This window comes from Deltaproteobacteria bacterium, assembly GCA_015233135.1.
In the GTDB taxonomy this organism is placed as follows: domain Bacteria; phylum UBA10199; class UBA10199; order JADFYH01; family JADFYH01; genus JADFYH01.
The window spans coordinates 1-16,269 of the sequence record JADFYH010000031.1; the positions used below are offsets into that span (position 1 = coordinate 1).

Consider the following 16,269-nt stretch of genomic DNA (forward strand, 5'->3'; position numbering starts at 1 on the left):
AGATCCGTCGCTATTTTTTAGAGGAAAAAGTGGGTCCCTATCCTTGCGAACCACCGGGTCCCTATCATGCGTACAGGTGGGGCCCTATCATGCGAACTCCAGGCTCCCTGTCATGCGCGCTGACATTGCAAGCTCCCCTCCTGCGGAAATGGAATTGTGGACATCGGAGAACAGTGCGACGATGGGAATACAAATAATAACGATGCTTGCAAAAACGATTGCACACTGAACGTGTGCGGAGATGGAGTTGTTGGCCCTGGCGAACAATGCGACGATGGCAACCGCAATAACGATGATGGTTGTGACAACAACTGCCGAGCTTGTCCACGCTGTGGTAATGGCGTGCTCGAACCTGGAGAGCAATGCGACGACGGCAATGACATCAACACCGATTCTTGCAAGAATGACTGCACCTTTAACGTGTGTGGTGACGGTATCGTGGGGCCTGGTGAAGAATGCGATGACGGAAATAAAGATGACCACGACACCTGCAGGAATGATTGCAAATTGAATGTTTGCGGGGATGGTTCCATTTTGACGGGTCGTGAACTTTGTGACGATGGAAACACCATCAATCACGATGGTTGCAGCGCAGATTGCCTGACCTGTACCAACATTCTCTGCGGTGACGGTATTCCAGAAGGGAATGAACAATGCGACGATGGAAACACCGACAACAATGACGCCTGTAAAAATGACTGCACGGACAATGTTTGCGGGGATGGTGTGATCAACGTAGGCGTGGAGCAGTGTGACGATGGAAATACGGTGAATGGCGATGGATGCAGCAGCACCTGTCAGATTGAGACTCCTTCCGCTCCGGTCTGCGGAAACGGGAAAGTTGAGGCAGACGAACAATGCGATGATGGAAATCAGGTGAATACGGATGCCTGCAAAAATGACTGCTCCAATAATGTCTGTGGGGATGGTGTAATCAACACAGGCGTTGAACAGTGTGACGATGGAAACAGGGTGGATGGCGATGGATGCAGCAGCACCTGTCAGCTTGAAGCTCCCGCTCCAGTCTGTGGAAACGGTGTTCTCGAAGCAGGCGAACAATGTGACGATGGAAACCTGGTGAACGGCGATGGATGCAGCAGCACCTGTCAGACAGAACCTCCGCCTCCAGTCTGTGGAAATGGAGTTCTCGAAACAGGCGAGGAATGTGATGACGGAAACCTGGTCAATGGTGATGGATGCAGTGACCAATGCCTGGACGATGGAAACAACGATTGCCCTGCTCCGGGACCGATTGGAGCATGCGACCCGGATCACAAATCGTTTGTCTGCCATATCCCTTCGGGAGATCTGCAGAATGCCCATACCATCTGTGTGGACAACCATGCCGTCGCTGCTTACATCAGTAATGGTGACACTTTAGGTGAATGCATTGCGGAGTGTAATGCCCCAACGGCAGATCTGTCTAACGAAACTTCCAGTGGGACATCCGGGGACAGCTCGGGTAGCACAAGTCAGTTTTCCATGACTGGCTCTGGAAGTGCTCCTGTGGCGGGTGGAGCTTGTTCCTTGATGACAGGTGGAGGATCTACAGACTTGAATCTTTTGGGTCTTAGTCTTACTCCATTTGCGCTAGCAGTAGTGAATCTGTGGTATAGAGCTCGTCGTAGGAGCAGCTATAGGAGGGATGTTTAATCAAGAGAGTCCCCCTCCCTCTCACCTCACCCCCCACACCTTACAAGTGTGGGGGGTTTTTACTCCTGCCATGAAGTGGACTAGGTAAATCCTCCACCCTAAGCAAGTCCGAAATCTCCGAAATCACAGGGAAAGGCCCTACAAAAAAACAAGGTGCTTTAAACGCTTGATTTGCGCTATTAGACGACTATGAAGAAATACATTCTCACTTTAGTAATCCTGCTTTGCACTTATCCATCTTATTCCCTGCATGCTTTTACTTCCACGGAAGGAGGCTTTAGTATCAAGATGCCAGGCGACCCCACGCTTCAAAAAGTGGATCACAAAAGCGTGGTAGGGAAGGTAAAAGAAAATACTTACACTCTTAAAACAGCTACAGAAGAATGGAGCGTCAGCTATACTCCACTCCCTAAAATCGCCCTCTCCCTAGAAAGCAATAAGGCCCTGCTCAATAAAGCAAAGGAAGGCTTCCTTAAAGACACGGGCGCTCAAGTTATCCGCTTTGAAAAGATTAAATTCCAAGGGAAAGAAGCAAGGGATCTCACTTTTCAAATCCCTGCCCAAGACGACGAAAGCGCCAGGGTGGGAAAGGCACGCTTTATGCTTTCGGATGGAAAGATTTATGTCCTTGTAGGAAGCAGTAGCAAAAAAGTAGAGATGGCAGCGGATCTCATCGAAAAGTATTTAGATTCCTTTCAATTTCTTGCTCAATAAAATTAAAAAGGCAGCTTTAAATGAAAACCCTTTCTTTTGATGCCCACAGTCTTAAAAAAGTTCCCATCCTAAAAGGCCTCCACGATAGCGATTACACGCGCATTTTTTCTTTGGGAAAAATCAAACACTTTCAAAAAAATATTAGCCTCTTCAATCAAGGCGATGAAGCCGCCGCGGTTCTCATCATCCTGGAAGGAAAAATCAAAATTTCACAAATTGGTGAAGATGGAAACCAGGTGCTCTTAAGAGTCTTAGGCCCGGGGCAACTGCTGGCGGGAGTGGCTGTGCTCGAAAATGGGACTTACCCTGCTACTGGCAACACGCTTGAAAAAACCACGCTCTTTTGTTTGGACAAAACAGCCTTGCTGCTCTTGATGTCTCAGTACCCCCCAATAGCATTAAGCATAATTCAACTGCTTTTGAAGAGGATTGAAGAACTACAAAAACGCTTTCGCGAAATTGCAACCGAGAGGGTGGAAATTCGAATCGCAAGAACCCTGCTACACTTTGCCTCTCAGCATGGAATCAAAAAGCCCGAAGGAATTCTCATCGATTTTCCCCTCACCCGACAAGATCTGGCGGAGTTTACAGGCACCACTCTTTTTTCTGTAAGCCGACTGCTCAAAACCTGGGAGAGAGAAGAAATTTTGGAAAGCGGTCGAAAAAAAGTCACGCTGCTTCAAGTTGAAAAATTAAAATCAATTTTAAAAGAAGACTGAGTTTCTTGCTTTCGCGCAAAGAACAATCTCTGCAGTTTTGCTACATCTTGCTAAACAACGAGGAGATTCTATGAAACCACAAAACTGCCCCCTACACACCGCCGCCCATCACATTTCCGGTTTTTTCATCGAACCTTATCGTCCTTTTTTTGCCCTGGGTGTCATTTATAATGTGGTCGTGATGGGACTGTGGTTCACCTGGCTGCATGGCCTTGAAATGCAGAGAATTTATCTCCCCTTTCAGATCTCTCCGCTACAAGCTCATTTTCACTGGATGATCTTTGGTTTTTCCAGTTTCTATATCTTCGGTTTTCTTCTGACGGCCTTTCCAAAATGGGTGGCTGCACCACAAACCAAAGGTCCACATAATATTTTTTTGGCCTTGATGCTTTTTTTATCCCAGGTCTTGATCTTGCTGGGCAGTCTTTTTTCAGCCTTGCTGCTTAAATTTGCCTTGTTGCTTGAACTTTTTTTAATGCTCAATCTCTTGCGGATACTCCTCAAGTCTTATCTTTCCTGCACCCAGAAAAAACTTTTTGATCAGAGTTCTATGGTACTCCTTGCCTTGGGCTTTGGCATCCTTGCTCAAATTTTATTTCAGTTCAGCATTTGGAAAAGTTTTGTGCCTTATTATGGGCTAAGTCTTTACCTGGCTCAATATCCTTACCTGCTCTTCTTGATGATGGGCATTTCTTATCGTATTCTGGCTTTTTTTACGTCTACGCTTCCGCCCACAACAGAAGTGCAAAGAGGCCCCTTTACTCTACCTCTCGCCTTGGCCTTGATCTTTTTGTTGGGCCTCTTCAAATTTATTCCTTCCTTAAGCAGCCTCCCTTACGTGCAAGGATCACTGCTTATTATTTTAGGACTGCTGTGGTTAAAAGAGTTGCAGTACTGGAAGTGGAAAAAATCTTTTTCCAACTTTCTACTTTTCTCTCATTATCTGGCTTTTTTTTGGACGATATTATTCTTGGGGATCCTGGGCGTTCAAGCAATATTCCCTCATTCTTTCTTTCAAGATCGGAGCCTCTCTCTAGCCCTTCAGCACCTGTTTTTTCTAGGAGGGATTTCCACCTTGCTTTTGGGAATCAGCACCCGCGTGACACGCGGGCATGGAGGGCTTGGATTTGCCTTAGGGAAAATAGATTATACCGTCTTTGGCCTGCTCCAAGGGGCGGTGCTGCTTCGAGTGTTCTTCCCCTTCCTTGAAATAAAATTCTCCCTATTGAAAGGACAGTCTTTTCATTCTGCTTTTCTTTGGTGGCTGGCTTTTTTGTTGTGGGGGATACGTTATCTGCCGGTTTTATCGAGAAACCCTGGGAAATGAAGAACAATTAAGAAAGAAGTTCCATTTTGGGTAGAAAGAGAAATTCGGCATCACTCAAGATCTGGGCATGGCAGGCATAAGAAGATTCTTCTAAAAAAGACTTTAGACACACAAGCTTGGTCTTCTGAAAATTCCATAGATGCTTCTCCTCACAAGACTTTCCTTGATGAGTAAATCGAATCTCGCCTTTGAGCAAAACGAAAAGCCCACAGGGCTGATGCCCTTCATAGAAAAGCACCTGATCTTTACGGTAAGAGATAGGATGGGCCTTAGGCCCCAGTTCTTCCCATCGCTTTTCCAAATCCAAAAGAAATTTTTCTTCAGTTTGCATAAAATATTACTTCGATGCCTAACGCAAAAAAAAACCTGAAGCTATGATGCAGATCATCCAAAACCTAAATATCCATACTTGCGGCATCCAGTAAGGCTTCCATGTCACAGAGCGTAATACTTCGTTCTTGCACTTCAATGATTCCTTCTTTTTTGAATTCGGAAAGTAAACGAATGCTCGTTTCCTGAGTTGTTCCTATCATCTCTGCCATCTCTTGACGGGAAAGCTTCAGCACAATCTGCACTCCCTTTTTCACGGGCGTCCCATAGGCCTCCTTCAGCATCAAAAGCAGCTCTGCCATTCTTTCCCGGGCTGTTTTATGGGTAATACTGATGGCCAAATTTTCAGCTACACGGAGCTCCCGCGATATTTTTTTAAACAAACTCAATGCAAGGTCCGGATTTTTACTTAAAACAGAAAAAAAGGCATTTGAATCGATGTAACAAATCTGCGCATTTTCCATGGCCTCTGCGCTGGCGTGGTAACATTCCCCCGCAAATAAGGAACGATACCCCAATAGATCACCAGGGCTGGCAATACGCACAATTTGCTGGGCCCCGTTGGCAAGGGACTTATAAAGCTTCACTCTCCCGGAGAAAATGCAATAAAGCCCTAAGGATTGGTTCCCCTCGTAGAAAATTACCTGTCCCTTCTTGTAGGTATTACTGATCTTGTAATTCTCGAGTTCCCCCAACGCTAAGTCCTCCAGCTGGCAAAACACCCCCACGGGGCGGGCAGAACAAGTTTTACAACTTGGAAAACTAGTCATAATGAAAGCCTACTAAATTCTCGCGGTTAGCCCGAAGGAAAGATGAAAAGTCCCCTCCACTCCTACAGAAGGACCCTCTCCCCTCGCGATAGGAATGGCATAGGGCGTAAGCAGTTTGGGATCAAGATAAAAAATGGGATTATAATCGCCCGTGACGTTTTTAGAGGTGCCCTATCCTCTCTTGTGATTAAACGTCCTCTGCCTCACACTTCGATCCTCCCAAATATCTTTGGATTGAGAAAAATTGCTGTCGAGCTTTTTTTTCTTCATAGCCAGCTCATTGCGATTCGCGCCATACTTATGCTGATGCACTCTTTCTTTGTTCTCTTTTTGATTCATAAAACCCCCCTTTATTAGTCTCCCACTCCCAACTCTTGATAAGAAAGATCTTCCTCTTCCATCATTTCTTCTAGCAGCTTCTTGCGGTAAGCAAAGCCTTGCTGGGGGCAAAAACTCAGCACTGAACAGGGGGCATAGCGAACGACCTGCCCTGCAACACTCCCCATAAAAAGGTAATTCAGACCTGAGCGACCATGCGTAGGGATTAAAATCAGATCGGCCCGTACCTCTTTTGCCAGGTGACAGATTTCTGTGACCGCCAACCCCGTTGAAACGTGGGGGGTGATTTTGGGTGAGGAAGGATGCTGATTGATAATCCTTGTCAGGCTCTCCAGGGATTCCTTTTCAAGAGTGGCAGGATTCATGAGCACCAGACCTTCAACATAAGCAGGCGTTATGATAGGAAACGGAAGCACATAGAGGGCATGGGCTTGTAAAAAAAGTGAAGAAGAAAGTCTTGTTAAGAAATCGAAAGTTTCCTCCACAGGTTCAGACTCATCAATAGGAAGGAGAACACTTTTGGGAGGCCAGGCGGAGGGAGAACGGACCACCCATACAGGAGAAGGAGAATGACGAAGCACTTTTTCCGCCACACTCCCTAACAACAGATGGGACAACCCAGTTCTGCCATGAGTGCCTATTACCACGAGATCCGGTAAGGTTGATTGGATTTCATTCAGAATAACAGACGTCGCTTTGCCCGGCTTTACCTCTATTTCCAAACTCTTTAACTCTTTCGAGGAATGTGAAAAAATTTGCCGGACGTCTTGATCAATCTGCTCACGAATCTGCTGTAAAATTTCAGCTTGGTACTTTAAAAAGTCATTTTTGCTAACCGTGGAGGGACGGGAAAACACCTGCAATACCCGCAGACTCGAATGAAAATGCTGCCCCAACCTCAAGGCCCATTCCAAGGCGATCTTACTCGGTGGAGAAAAGTCGTACAAGGCAAGGATCTCAGCAAACATACATTCCCTCCTCTTAAAGCACTGATAAAGGCGCACAAGGCCTCACGTACTGCCGCTGGACAGTAAAGAAATTGCTTCAAAAGAAAAATGACTTAAGTCAGTTTTTGGAATGATTAAACGGGTCGTCTCGAAGCTATTGGATTTGCTGCAAACCCTCAAAATCTAGCACCACAATTTCTCTACCATTGACCTCAATCAACTTATCCATCTTCAATTCACTGAGGCATCGAATCACCGTTTCAGCAGCGGTGCCCACCATGCCTGCCAAATCGTCACGGGTGACCATCACTCGGGCTTTTTTCTTCCCTTGTTCTGCAAAACGCCTTGCTAAAAGCGAGAGGGTTTCGGCCACTCGTTTGCGTACCGTATCGTAAGCAAGGCTCAGTAATTGTTTTTCCCGTTCAATAATACGGTTGGATAGCATCTTGATAAATTTGCTGGCAATATCCCGATTTTGATAAAGCAATGAAAGAAAAACTTCCTTTGGAATTTTACACAACTCACAATCTTCCAAAGCAATGGCAGAATCCGAATAAGCCACATTTTCAAGCATCGAGGTATATCCAAAATAATCTCCCTCTTTATACAAACTTGTCACATATTCTTTGCCATCATCATGAATTTTATAAGTTTTAATTTTTCCGAAGTTTAGCAAGAAAAGATGAGTGGGACTGTCTCCTTCATGAAAAATCACCTCTTTCCTTTTGTAGTGGAGGACGGGCGTGTTATATGCCAGCAGATCGAGGCCCACCATTCCTTTGGCCTCATCCAAAAACTGATGCAAGCCCTCGATGTTTTGCGCATACTCATTTTTTAGCATTTCATTTTTTTTGAGTCGGCACTCAATCGCTGCCAGAAGTTCTGTTTCTTCAAAAGGCTTGGTAAGATAATCGTCCGCTCCCAGTTCCATCCCCTTTCTTAATTCGCTTTTTTCGGCCTTGGCAGTAAGAAAAATAAAAGGAATCGAAGCGGTTTCTCTATCTTTCGAAAGGATATGCAAGACCCCATAACCATCCAACTCGGGCATCATGATATCACACACAATGAGATCGGGGTGAAACAGCTTAACCATTCGCAAAGCTTTTTTGCCGTCCTCTACGGCAAGAACCTCATACTGAGACAGCTCGAGAATTTCAGTGGTATTTTGTCGCATCACCAAATCATCCTCGACCAGCAGAATTTTTTTCATGATTTCTCCCTGAATAAGGCCTGAAGGAAGTAATTGTAGAGCTGCATTCGGGGCTTTTCCATGATCTTTTTCAAAAAACACTGACTTGAATCATAATTACCGAATTTATTTGAGCAAAACCGCAGCATTCCTGATTAAGGTCACATTTTTTTCTGACACATCTCATGGTTTCAGAATAAATATTCCCTTATAAACTTGCTATCTTCACAGCTTGGGCTTCTCGTTTTCAAGGCCGTTCTCTCCCCGCTCCCCTCCCCCACAGAAAGATTATGCCCAGATCGTTCTGTGGGAGCTCCCTCCTTCATTCGTTTCAGGAGGGATATTTTTTTACTTCACTGACGCAGAAATCGGGATGTGCCAATTCTTTCAACCAAAAAGCAAGAGGGTGTAAAAGAAAAAGTTTTTTAAGGTGGTTTTTTATTGCCGATTCACCGCTATCCAAAAGCTGTTGTGGAATTTTTAAGTGTTGAATGAGGGCCTGCCAAAATTTTTCTTCCAGGGCGGCAACGACTAAAAATTTTTTATCGGCGGTTTTATACACCTGATAACGGGCGAGCCCCTCTGAAAAAAGAGGTGCCACAGCCTGCTTCACTCCCTCGAAGGGATGTAGAAATTTTTGAACACTTTCATAAATAGAAAGATTTAAATGCAAGGCCTTCTTTTTACTCTTCACTTCATGCAAGGCAGAAACAATCTGAAAGGCCGCCTGTTGGCCCGCAATCAAATCCCCCAAAGGGAGGCCTGGCACCTGAGGGTCTTTATTTAAATACAAATCACTTAAAAATCCAGATTCCGCCAAAAAATTAAGATCATGCCCTGCCCTGGCCTCTTCTTTTTGTCCAGGCTCACTGCCATAACCACTAATAGAACAATAAAGGATCTCTGGATTTATCTTTTGAACTCGATCAAAGGAAAGCCCTAAACGCTGCATTACACCAGGGCGGAAGCCTTCCAACAACACTTCACTTTTTTGAATAAGCTTCTCAATTTTTTGAAAAGATTTTTTTTCTTTCAGGTTTAATGAAATTTGTTTTTTGTTTTTTTGGAGATTTGGAAATTCTAAAATTTTTTCAAGAAAAGGAGCTTCCACCACCGTCACTTTTGCCCCCAACTCGGAAAGTAAATGAGAACAAAAAGGGCCAGGAAGTAGACGTGAAAAATCGAGGATATGAATATTTTTGAGAGGAGCGTACATAAGGCGCGGTCTCTAGCCGCAAGCAAAGAAAATAGTTTGGTCATCCTGATGCAGATCAGGATCTTCACAGACTTTTCACTCGGATCCAATTGTATCCGTGGAGATCCCGTTCTTCGACGGGATGACGACCAACGGAAGTTCCATGGGACAAAATGGAAAATGTAATAGATCTCTTTCATAAATCGCTGCACGACCCAATTGCGGCGTTGCGGTATCCAAAAAATCCTCATTTGCAGTAGCAAACTCCGGTATTTTGGACCCTCCGCGTCTTGCACTTGGACCGTTCGCTGATTTATGAAGAGATCTAATGAAAAAGGGCCACATTTCTGCAGCCCTTATACCTTATACCTTAAACCTTACACCCTAAACCTAACTAAAGAATCGTTCCCAACTTCAAAGCCAATCCCATGTCCCCCTTCACTTTTAATTTTCCGCTCATAAAAGCCATCTGCGCATTAAGTTTTCCGTCAATCAAATCGACAAAATTCTCTGCCGCAATAGTCACCGTACACTTTGCATTTTCTGAAGCCCCTGTACTCACTTTCCCACCTGGTTGAGTGAGGTCGATAGTCCACTCGCCCGCTTCTGCACCTGTAATATTGAATTGATAAATGGCATTAAGATTCGCGATTTTTTCAGCTCTTTGTTGAAGACGCTCGGGAATACGTTGTTCGAAAATCTCCTTCACCGTTAAAGGCATAAATCCTCCTAAAAAAATGTTAAATTGAATTTGTGGACGGATACACAAGAAGTAATTTTGGGTCAAACTAAAAAAGCTTTACAAAGCTTGAAAATCCATTGCCCCCAAAAAAGGAAGGCAAAACTGTAATAAGAGAAGGGATTTTGAAAAAGTGGCTTTTGCAGATATTGAATCCAGCTTGAAGAAAAAAAAGCAAATAAGGCCTTAAAAAAATATAAAAGGAACAAAAGATACACGACTGGACCCAATGCATTGTGGCGGATGGCGCCCAGAAAATGGCCATGGGAAAGACTCAGAAAGGAACGACTTAAGCCACAACCCGGGCAATCAAAATGGGTAAGGGTTTTAAAAATACACAGGGGGACGGAATCCAGACTATTCAATGGGGCGACAAAGCTGAAAAGAAACAAAGAAAACAGAAAAAGGAGGGCGACGATTTCAAACTTTTTCTTTGTCATACTGCTATTACGACTTGAAATGAAGACGCACTTCTTTTCCGTCTTTCTTTTTATTTTTTTGACTGAAGCTGATGGTGGCATCCACATGGATGTTTAAATTGGTGAGAGTTTTTTGAATTTCTTCGTGGACTTTGATGCGGGAAAAAAAACTCGAAACTTCGTTGGCGACGGCCAAAATCAAATCATCTTTCTGCTTTTTGGCTTGATCCAATAAAAAATTGACTGCTTCTTTGGGCAATTTCAGGTCTCCCAACTTTCCCCGAATGGATTCCTCGGTAAGGGAGAGGGCTCCCAAACCGGTCATTAAAAATTTCTTGGCAACCTCTGAAAAAACCGAATTACTCACTCATGGCCTCCGCTCGATCTTTGAATTCTTTCATCATGGCTGGAAGATTTTTACCCACCAGGATGTTAGCGATGTTGCCCGGTACCAGCAAGCCAAAACCGATTTCGATTTCATAGTTCGCTTCGGTGATTCCTTTTTTAACTTCTTTCAATTTCCAGGAACCCGTGTTGGATTTCATGAAATCTCCCTTCACTAAAGTCCAACTACATTCTTTAGGAGCAACGAGTTTAAAATCCAGGGTGTAAGAAATGGTTTTGATAAGGTCTACCTTGAATTCTACCTGCAGAGATCCTGTTTTTTTGGACAGAATTTTTACTCCCTTGGAGCCACTCAAAAACTCAGGGTAAGATTCAAAGTCGGTCACCACTTCGTAAACGGTTTTTATAGGGGCGTTGATGGTAACTTTGCTTGTGGTGGCAGCCATGATTCATCCTTACTCAATAAATAGGTTTTGTTTCAAAATGATGTACGGCTTCAATAAATCGAATGGTTTTTGTTTTACTTCTCATCACCACCGAATGAGTTTCCGCACCACCTGCAAAGAATCTTACCCCTTTGAGGAAATCTCCCGTGGTAACCCCTGTGGCGGCAAACATGACATCGCCTGCGGCGAGTTCATCGATTTGAAAAACTTTGTTCAAATCTTTGATTCCCATTTTTAAAGCACGCGCTTTTTCTTCGTCATTTCTAAAAGCGAGACGCCCCTGCATGTCTCCTCCCACGCAACGCAGAGCCGCTGCAGCCAAAACGCCTTCAGGAGCACCACCGGTACCGATGAGCATATCGATGCCCGTTTCTTCGGTGCAAGTCGCGATTGCAGCAGCCACATCTCCATCCTGAATTAATTTAATGCGAGCACCGCAGCGTCTTACTTCGGCGATAATATCACCGTGGCGGGGTCTATCTAAAATAATGACCGTCAAATCATCCATATGACAGTTTTTCGCCTTTGCCAGTCGTTGCAAATTCCAGGAGACAGGTTGGTTAATATCTATTTTACCACTCCCTATGGGACCCACTGCAATTTTCTCCATATAAGTATCGGGGGCATGTAAAAATTGTCCGTGTTCGGCAATGGCAACTACCGAGATAGATCCGGGCGAACCATAAGCACAAAGGTTGGTGCCTTCCAAAGGATCGAGGGCAATATCGACTAACACACTCCCATTTCCGCAACCCACTTTTTCACCGATATAAAGCATGGGGGCTTCGTCGCGTTCGCCTTCCCCAATGACCACAGTGCCATCGAAGGGAATGGAATTGAGCGCGCGTCGCATCGAATCGACAGCGGCTTGATCCGCGGCCATGCTGTCTCCGCGTCCCATGAGTCGTGCGGAAGAGAGGGCTGCGGCTTCGGTGACACGAGCCATTTCTAGGGCTAGGTTTCTATCCATACTATTAGATCCTCTTCATCATTTCCCCCTCTTAAGATAAGAGGGGGAAGGGGGCGTTATGAACTATATCGAAATAACTTTTTCCAACTCCTGCATCGAGGCATTAATCAACTTTGGTTTTGGCGAAATTTTTATCGCATTATCCGGATCTTTCAGGCCATGCCCGGTAAGGGTACAGACAATCACCTCTCCCGCTTTGAAGAAATTATTTTGCCTGGAAATTTTAAACAGCCCCGCAACGGTTGCAGCCGAAGCGGGCTCGCAAAAATATCCTTCTTCACGCGCTAAAAATTGATAGGCCTCGAGTATCTCTTCGTCGGTGACACTGTCAATCAAACCCTGGGATTCTCGCTGGGCCTCCAGGGCATACTGCCAACTGGCAGGGTTTCCAATTCGAATGGCCGTGGCCAAGGTCTCTGGATTTTCTACCACATGACCCAACACAATGGGCGCTGCCCCCGCGGCTTGAAAGCCCAAGAGCTTTGGCAATTTTTTGGATTTTTTTTCTTCGAAATAAGTTTTGTAGCCCCCCCAATGCGCCGTGATGTTTCCAGCGTTTCCTACCGGCATCACATGATAGTCAGGCGCTTCTCCCAATTCGTCCACCACCTCGTAAGCCAGGGTGCGTTGGCCTATCAGACGAAAAGGATTCACCGAATTTACCAGGGTGACTTTTCCGCTTTGCGAAAATTCTTTCACCATGCGCAAGGCATCGTCAAAATTTCCTTTGATCTGTAACACCTCAGCCCCATGCATCATGGCCTGCGAAAGTTTTCCGAGAGCGATTTTTCCATCGGGAATCAAGACAATGCAACGCAGCCCCGAACGAGCCGCATAAGCCGCCGCCGACGCAGAAGTGTTACCTGTGGAGGCACAGATGATGGCTTTTGATCCTGCTTCGTGGGCCTTGGAGACCGCATAAGTCATCCCTCGATCTTTAAAAGAGCCTGTGGGGTTTAGGCCTTCGAGCTTCAAATAAATGGTGGTGCCCGGACAAAGGCGCTCCGCCAGCTTGGGAGCCTCCAGCAAAGGGGTGGCCCCTTCGCACAACGATACAATGGATTTTTCTTGTACGGGTAAATATTGAGGATAGGCCTTAATAATACCTTGATAGTGATTAGCCATGTTCAATTCGAATCCTTAAGGTTTTTTCTTTAATGAACGACAATCGATCAATTTTTTTCAACGCCTTCTGCATTTTTTCTTCACTCGAAGGATGAGTCAACAAAACCACCGGAACTTTTTTACCCAGATCTAATTCATGTTGATACACCGAGGCAATGCTAATTCCTTCTTTTCCCAAAAGACCCGTAATTTTCGACAAGGCCCCGGGCCGGTCCAAAACAGAAAAACGCAAATAATAAGCCGAATTAATTTTTTCCAGCGCTTTCAATTTTCCATTTTGCAGCGCTTCCCGGACAAAACCCAGAGGGGGCGTAATCACAGGAGATCCACTCACCAGGCGTCGCGCAATCTCCACCACATCGCCCATCACCGCAGAGGCCGTGGGCCCCCTGCCCGCTCCACGTCCATAGAACAACGATCGCCCCAAGGGCGTGCCTTCAATCAGAATGGCGTTAAAGACATCTTTTACAGAAGACAGCGGACTCGTTAAGGGGATCATTGTGGGATGCACTCGGGCTTCCAAACCATCTTGGTTCTTTTTTGCGATGGCCAGCAACTTGATGCAATAACCAAAACGATTGGCACATTCAAAATCCAGAGGGCTGAGTTCGGTAATCCCCTGAGTATAAATTTGTTTTAGGGGCACAAAAACACCGAAGGCCATAGAAATGAGGATGCAAAGCTTGTGGGCGGCATCGATGCCTTCGATATCAAAGGTAGGATCTTGTTCTGCGTAACCCAGGCGCTGCGCCTCTTTCAGGGTTTGTTGAAATCCGGCCCCCTTATCGGCCATTTCACTGAGGATATAATTACAGGTGCCATTGATGATGGCTTGCAAGGAGTTAATTTCACAAGCCGCAAAGGCCTCGCGCAAGGCTCGCAAAACGGGGATGCCACCTCCCACCGAAGCCTCAAAACAAACTTGCGCTTCATGCCTGGCGGCCAAATCAAAAATTTCTTTTCCGTGCATGGCAAGCAAGGCCTTATTGGCAGTGACCACCTGTTTTTTATTCTGAATGGATTGACAGATAATTTCTTTTGCAACGCCAGTCCCCCCGATGAGCTCAATCACGATATCAATTTCGGGGTCATTCACGATATCTTTCCACGAAGCAACGATTTGAGATTTGTTGACTCCCAAGTGCTGCGCTTCAGTAGGAACCAGGGTGGCAACCTTCTTAATTTCCAAATCAAAACCCAATTTGTTTTTTAAAAACTTTTTTTGATCTCGCAAAATTTCCAACACCCCACCGCCGACGGTACCAGTTCCGATGAGGCCTAGGGAGATTTTGGATTTTTTAGCTTTGGAAAAATTCATGAGAGTTTTAAGCAACTTTTGAATGGGTTAAGCCTAAAAACATAGATTCAATACTTAAATGATAATCCAAATCTGGCCATTCTATGCCAGTCTCTTTACAAATAAAGTGATAACGAGCAAGCTGTTGCAGAGATGCTTTTTGAAGCGGTTTGTACCACTTTAAAGGAGTAGAAATCATACGACCATCTTTCAAAAGAACATGGAGATATTCTTCATCAAAGCGGACAGATTTACCTTTTAAAGAAATGCTTCCATTTTTGTTTAAATTCTTTTTCATATTCTTTTGTAATTGCTAGCGCACTACTTAATTCCTTTTTACTGAGAGTATTTTGAAAAACTCCAAAGTGATTCAAATCGATTTTAGCGAAATTACCTGCTTTGACCACATGAATGTGCATTGGCTCATGTTCATTTGCGTAGAAGAAAAATTGAAATCCATTTTTTCTAAGTAAAGTCGGCATAGGTCAAAGTTTCAAAGCCCTTTTTATCCCCTTCGCCGCCTGCTTAATGCGTTTCTCATTCTCCACCAAAGCGAAGCGCACATAGCCCTCTCCGTATTCCCCAAAGCCAATCCCCGGAGCTACCGCAACCCCTGCCTCTTTTAAAAGTAATTTTGAAAATTCAAAGCTTCCTAACGCTTGGTGAGATTCTGGAATCTTTGCCCACACAAACATCGTGGCTTTTGGTTTTTCTATAGGCCAGCCCTGCTTGGTAAATTCCTCACAAAGCACATCGCGTCTCACTCTATAAGTATCGCAGATCTCCCTCACACAGGATTGAGGGCCATTCAGTGCCACAGTTGCTGCTATCTGGATGGGTTGAAAACTTCCATAATCGAGATAACTTTTTATTCGAGCGAGTGCGCCCACCATTTCTTTGTTTCCACTACAAAAACCCACTCGCCAACCAGGCATCGAATAACTTTTGGAAAGCGTGAAAAATTCTACCGCCAGATCTTTGGCCCCCTTTACCTGCAAAATGGAGGGAGCCACATAACCATCAAACACCAGATCGGCATAGGCAATATCGTGGATCACTCTGATATTATTTTCTTTGGCGAAGGCGACAATCTTTTCCAAGAAAGGCAAGTCCACAGTCATCGTACTGGGATTCGAAGGAAAAGAAATGACAAGTAACTTGGGCTTAGGCCAAATACTTTTAAAGGCTCTCTCCAGATTTTCTAAAAAACCATTTTCCGAACTCGCATGAATAGAGCGGACATCCGCCCCTGCAATCACGACCGAATACGTATGAATAGGATAAGTAGGACTTTGTACAAACACCACATCCCCCGGCGAGCACATGGCCATCACCAAATGGCTGATTCCCTCTTTGGCCCCAATGGTGCTAATGGTCTCGGTTTCCGGATCGAGACTCACCTGAAAACGACGCGCATACCAATCGGAAAGGGCCTGGCGTAATTTGGGAATTCCCTTGGTGAGTGAATAACGATGATTGATGGGCTTGGCAGCGGCTTCAATTAATTTTTGGACGATGTGAGGAGGTGTGGCGAGATCGGGATTTCCCATCCCCAAATTGATGACATCTTCCCCTTTACGGCGAGATTCCAGCATCAGCTGGGTAATCGCACCCAAAATGTAGGGAGGTAAGCGTTGAATTCGTTCGTAAGTCATGAAAGAAGGTTATTTCATGCGGAAGAAAATATTGTAAAGGGAAAAGATGAAGCCCCATCTCCCCGTGAGGGAGAGGGTCGGGGTGAGGGG

General features: G+C 45.1%; 20 protein-coding genes. 4 read left to right on the top strand and 16 right to left on the bottom strand.

Annotation, left to right across the window (positions count from 1 at the left end; translation table 11 throughout):
* Positions 1-156: 156 nt before the first annotated feature.
* From HQM15_09750 to HQM15_09765, 4 genes are all read left to right on the top strand, one after another.
* A complete protein-coding gene (locus tag HQM15_09750) occupies positions 157-1,653 on the top strand; it encodes a DUF4215 domain-containing protein (GenBank protein ID MBF0493048.1) in 1,497 nt (498 codons plus the stop codon).
* 189 nt (positions 1,654-1,842) lie between these two features.
* On the top strand, positions 1,843-2,367 hold the full coding sequence (locus HQM15_09755; protein MBF0493049.1) for a hypothetical protein: 525 nt from the start codon (positions 1,843-1,845) through the stop codon (positions 2,365-2,367).
* A gap of 20 nt (positions 2,368-2,387) precedes the next feature.
* Positions 2,388-3,086, top strand: a complete 699-nt coding sequence (locus tag HQM15_09760; GenBank protein ID MBF0493050.1) for a Crp/Fnr family transcriptional regulator — start codon at positions 2,388-2,390, stop codon at positions 3,084-3,086.
* Between the two features lie 70 nt (positions 3,087-3,156).
* Positions 3,157-4,413, top strand: a complete 1,257-nt coding sequence (locus HQM15_09765; protein ID MBF0493051.1) for an NnrS family protein — start codon at positions 3,157-3,159, stop codon at positions 4,411-4,413.
* Between the two features lie 7 nt (positions 4,414-4,420).
* Here the strand turns inward: HQM15_09765 and HQM15_09770 are convergent, their stop codons facing one another.
* The 16 genes from HQM15_09770 to HQM15_09845 all read right to left on the bottom strand — a co-directional run bounded on the left by HQM15_09770 (position 4,421) and on the right by HQM15_09845 (position 16,179).
* Positions 4,421-4,744 (bottom strand): cyclic nucleotide-binding domain-containing protein, encoded by a 324-nt coding sequence (locus tag HQM15_09770; GenBank protein MBF0493052.1) that lies wholly within the window; start codon positions 4,742-4,744, stop codon positions 4,421-4,423.
* A 64-nt stretch (positions 4,745-4,808) separates the two neighbouring features.
* The gene (locus HQM15_09775) at positions 4,809-5,513 is read right to left on the bottom strand and encodes a Crp/Fnr family transcriptional regulator (protein MBF0493053.1); all 705 of its coding nucleotides are present in this window, start codon (positions 5,511-5,513) and stop codon (positions 4,809-4,811) included.
* Between the two features lie 171 nt (positions 5,514-5,684).
* The gene (locus HQM15_09780; GenBank protein ID MBF0493054.1) at positions 5,685-5,852 is read right to left on the bottom strand and encodes a hypothetical protein; all 168 of its coding nucleotides are present in this window, start codon (positions 5,850-5,852) and stop codon (positions 5,685-5,687) included.
* Between the two features lie 14 nt (positions 5,853-5,866).
* Positions 5,867-6,820 carry a universal stress protein gene (locus HQM15_09785; GenBank protein MBF0493055.1) on the bottom strand — a complete coding sequence of 318 codons (954 nt, stop codon included), beginning with the start codon at positions 6,818-6,820 and terminating at the stop codon, positions 5,867-5,869.
* Between the two features lie 133 nt (positions 6,821-6,953).
* Positions 6,954-8,009, bottom strand: coding sequence for a response regulator (locus tag HQM15_09790; protein MBF0493056.1), 1,056 nt, complete (start codon positions 8,007-8,009; stop codon positions 6,954-6,956).
* Between the two features lie 310 nt (positions 8,010-8,319).
* Entirely contained in the window at positions 8,320-9,204 is an 885-nt protein-coding gene (locus HQM15_09795) for a CoA transferase (GenBank protein MBF0493057.1), read from the bottom strand.
* A 373-nt stretch (positions 9,205-9,577) separates the two neighbouring features.
* Positions 9,578-9,904: an SCP2 sterol-binding domain-containing protein gene (locus HQM15_09800; protein MBF0493058.1), complete on the bottom strand. Its 327-nt coding sequence runs from the start codon at positions 9,902-9,904 to the stop codon at positions 9,578-9,580.
* 62 nt (positions 9,905-9,966) lie between these two features.
* Complete coding sequence (locus HQM15_09805; protein MBF0493059.1) at positions 9,967-10,362, bottom strand: DUF2752 domain-containing protein; 396 nt, start codon at positions 10,360-10,362, stop codon at positions 9,967-9,969.
* 7 nt (positions 10,363-10,369) lie between these two features.
* Positions 10,370-10,708, bottom strand: a complete 339-nt coding sequence (locus HQM15_09810) for a hypothetical protein (protein MBF0493060.1) — start codon at positions 10,706-10,708, stop codon at positions 10,370-10,372.
* Complete coding sequence (locus HQM15_09815) at positions 10,701-11,132, bottom strand: SRPBCC family protein (GenBank protein MBF0493061.1); 432 nt, start codon at positions 11,130-11,132, stop codon at positions 10,701-10,703. Before HQM15_09815 ends, HQM15_09810 begins: the two co-directional genes overlap by 8 nt.
* A 13-nt stretch (positions 11,133-11,145) precedes the next feature.
* A complete protein-coding gene (gene glpX, locus HQM15_09820; protein MBF0493062.1) occupies positions 11,146-12,102 on the bottom strand; it encodes a class II fructose-bisphosphatase in 957 nt (318 codons plus the stop codon).
* Positions 12,103-12,165: 63 nt separating this feature from the next.
* Positions 12,166-13,227 carry a threonine synthase gene (locus HQM15_09825; protein ID MBF0493063.1) on the bottom strand — a complete coding sequence of 354 codons (1,062 nt, stop codon included), beginning with the start codon at positions 13,225-13,227 and terminating at the stop codon, positions 12,166-12,168.
* Positions 13,220-14,545 carry a homoserine dehydrogenase gene (locus HQM15_09830; GenBank protein MBF0493064.1) on the bottom strand — a complete coding sequence of 442 codons (1,326 nt, stop codon included), beginning with the start codon at positions 14,543-14,545 and terminating at the stop codon, positions 13,220-13,222. Before HQM15_09830 ends, HQM15_09825 begins: the two co-directional genes overlap by 8 nt.
* 7 nt (positions 14,546-14,552) lie before the next feature.
* Positions 14,553-14,822, bottom strand: coding sequence for a DUF2442 domain-containing protein (locus HQM15_09835; protein MBF0493065.1), 270 nt, complete (start codon positions 14,820-14,822; stop codon positions 14,553-14,555).
* On the bottom strand, positions 14,776-15,006 hold the full coding sequence (locus HQM15_09840; protein ID MBF0493066.1) for a DUF4160 domain-containing protein: 231 nt from the start codon (positions 15,004-15,006) through the stop codon (positions 14,776-14,778). The genes HQM15_09835 and HQM15_09840 overlap by 47 nt, the downstream gene beginning before the upstream one ends.
* A 3-nt stretch (positions 15,007-15,009) precedes the next feature.
* Complete coding sequence (locus tag HQM15_09845; protein MBF0493067.1) at positions 15,010-16,179, bottom strand: aminotransferase class I/II-fold pyridoxal phosphate-dependent enzyme; 1,170 nt, start codon at positions 16,177-16,179, stop codon at positions 15,010-15,012.
* Positions 16,180-16,269 lie beyond the last annotated feature (90 nt).

Bases quoted from the DNA above. Each gene is read 5' to 3' on its own strand.
- HQM15_09815 (MBF0493061.1), bottom strand. From the start codon at position 11,132: ATGGCTGCCACCACAAGCAAAGTTACCATCAACGCCCCTATAAAAACC.
- HQM15_09790 (MBF0493056.1), bottom strand. From the start codon at position 8,009: ATGAAAAAAATTCTGCTGGTCGAGGATGATTTGGTGATGCGACAAAAT.
- HQM15_09755 (MBF0493049.1), top strand. From the start codon at position 1,843: ATGAAGAAATACATTCTCACTTTAGTAATCCTGCTTTGCACTTATCCA.
- HQM15_09775 (MBF0493053.1), bottom strand. From the start codon at position 5,513: ATGACTAGTTTTCCAAGTTGTAAAACTTGTTCTGCCCGCCCCGTGGGG.
- HQM15_09795 (MBF0493057.1), bottom strand. From the start codon at position 9,204: ATGTACGCTCCTCTCAAAAATATTCATATCCTCGATTTTTCACGTCTA.
- HQM15_09765 (MBF0493051.1), top strand. From the start codon at position 3,157: ATGAAACCACAAAACTGCCCCCTACACACCGCCGCCCATCACATTTCC.
- HQM15_09840 (MBF0493066.1), bottom strand. From the start codon at position 15,006: ATGCCGACTTTACTTAGAAAAAATGGATTTCAATTTTTCTTCTACGCA.
- HQM15_09845 (MBF0493067.1), bottom strand. From the start codon at position 16,179: ATGACTTACGAACGAATTCAACGCTTACCTCCCTACATTTTGGGTGCG.
- HQM15_09760 (MBF0493050.1), top strand. From the start codon at position 2,388: ATGAAAACCCTTTCTTTTGATGCCCACAGTCTTAAAAAAGTTCCCATC.
- HQM15_09770 (MBF0493052.1), bottom strand. From the start codon at position 4,744: ATGCAAACTGAAGAAAAATTTCTTTTGGATTTGGAAAAGCGATGGGAA.
- HQM15_09800 (MBF0493058.1), bottom strand. From the start codon at position 9,904: ATGCCTTTAACGGTGAAGGAGATTTTCGAACAACGTATTCCCGAGCGT.
- glpX (MBF0493062.1), bottom strand. From the start codon at position 12,102: ATGGATAGAAACCTAGCCCTAGAAATGGCTCGTGTCACCGAAGCCGCA.
- HQM15_09780 (MBF0493054.1), bottom strand. From the start codon at position 5,852: ATGAATCAAAAAGAGAACAAAGAAAGAGTGCATCAGCATAAGTATGGC.
- HQM15_09830 (MBF0493064.1), bottom strand. From the start codon at position 14,545: ATGAATTTTTCCAAAGCTAAAAAATCCAAAATCTCCCTAGGCCTCATC.
- HQM15_09835 (MBF0493065.1), bottom strand. From the start codon at position 14,822: ATGAAAAAGAATTTAAACAAAAATGGAAGCATTTCTTTAAAAGGTAAA.
- HQM15_09825 (MBF0493063.1), bottom strand. From the start codon at position 13,227: ATGGCTAATCACTATCAAGGTATTATTAAGGCCTATCCTCAATATTTA.
- HQM15_09805 (MBF0493059.1), bottom strand. From the start codon at position 10,362: ATGACAAAGAAAAAGTTTGAAATCGTCGCCCTCCTTTTTCTGTTTTCT.
- HQM15_09785 (MBF0493055.1), bottom strand. From the start codon at position 6,820: ATGTTTGCTGAGATCCTTGCCTTGTACGACTTTTCTCCACCGAGTAAG.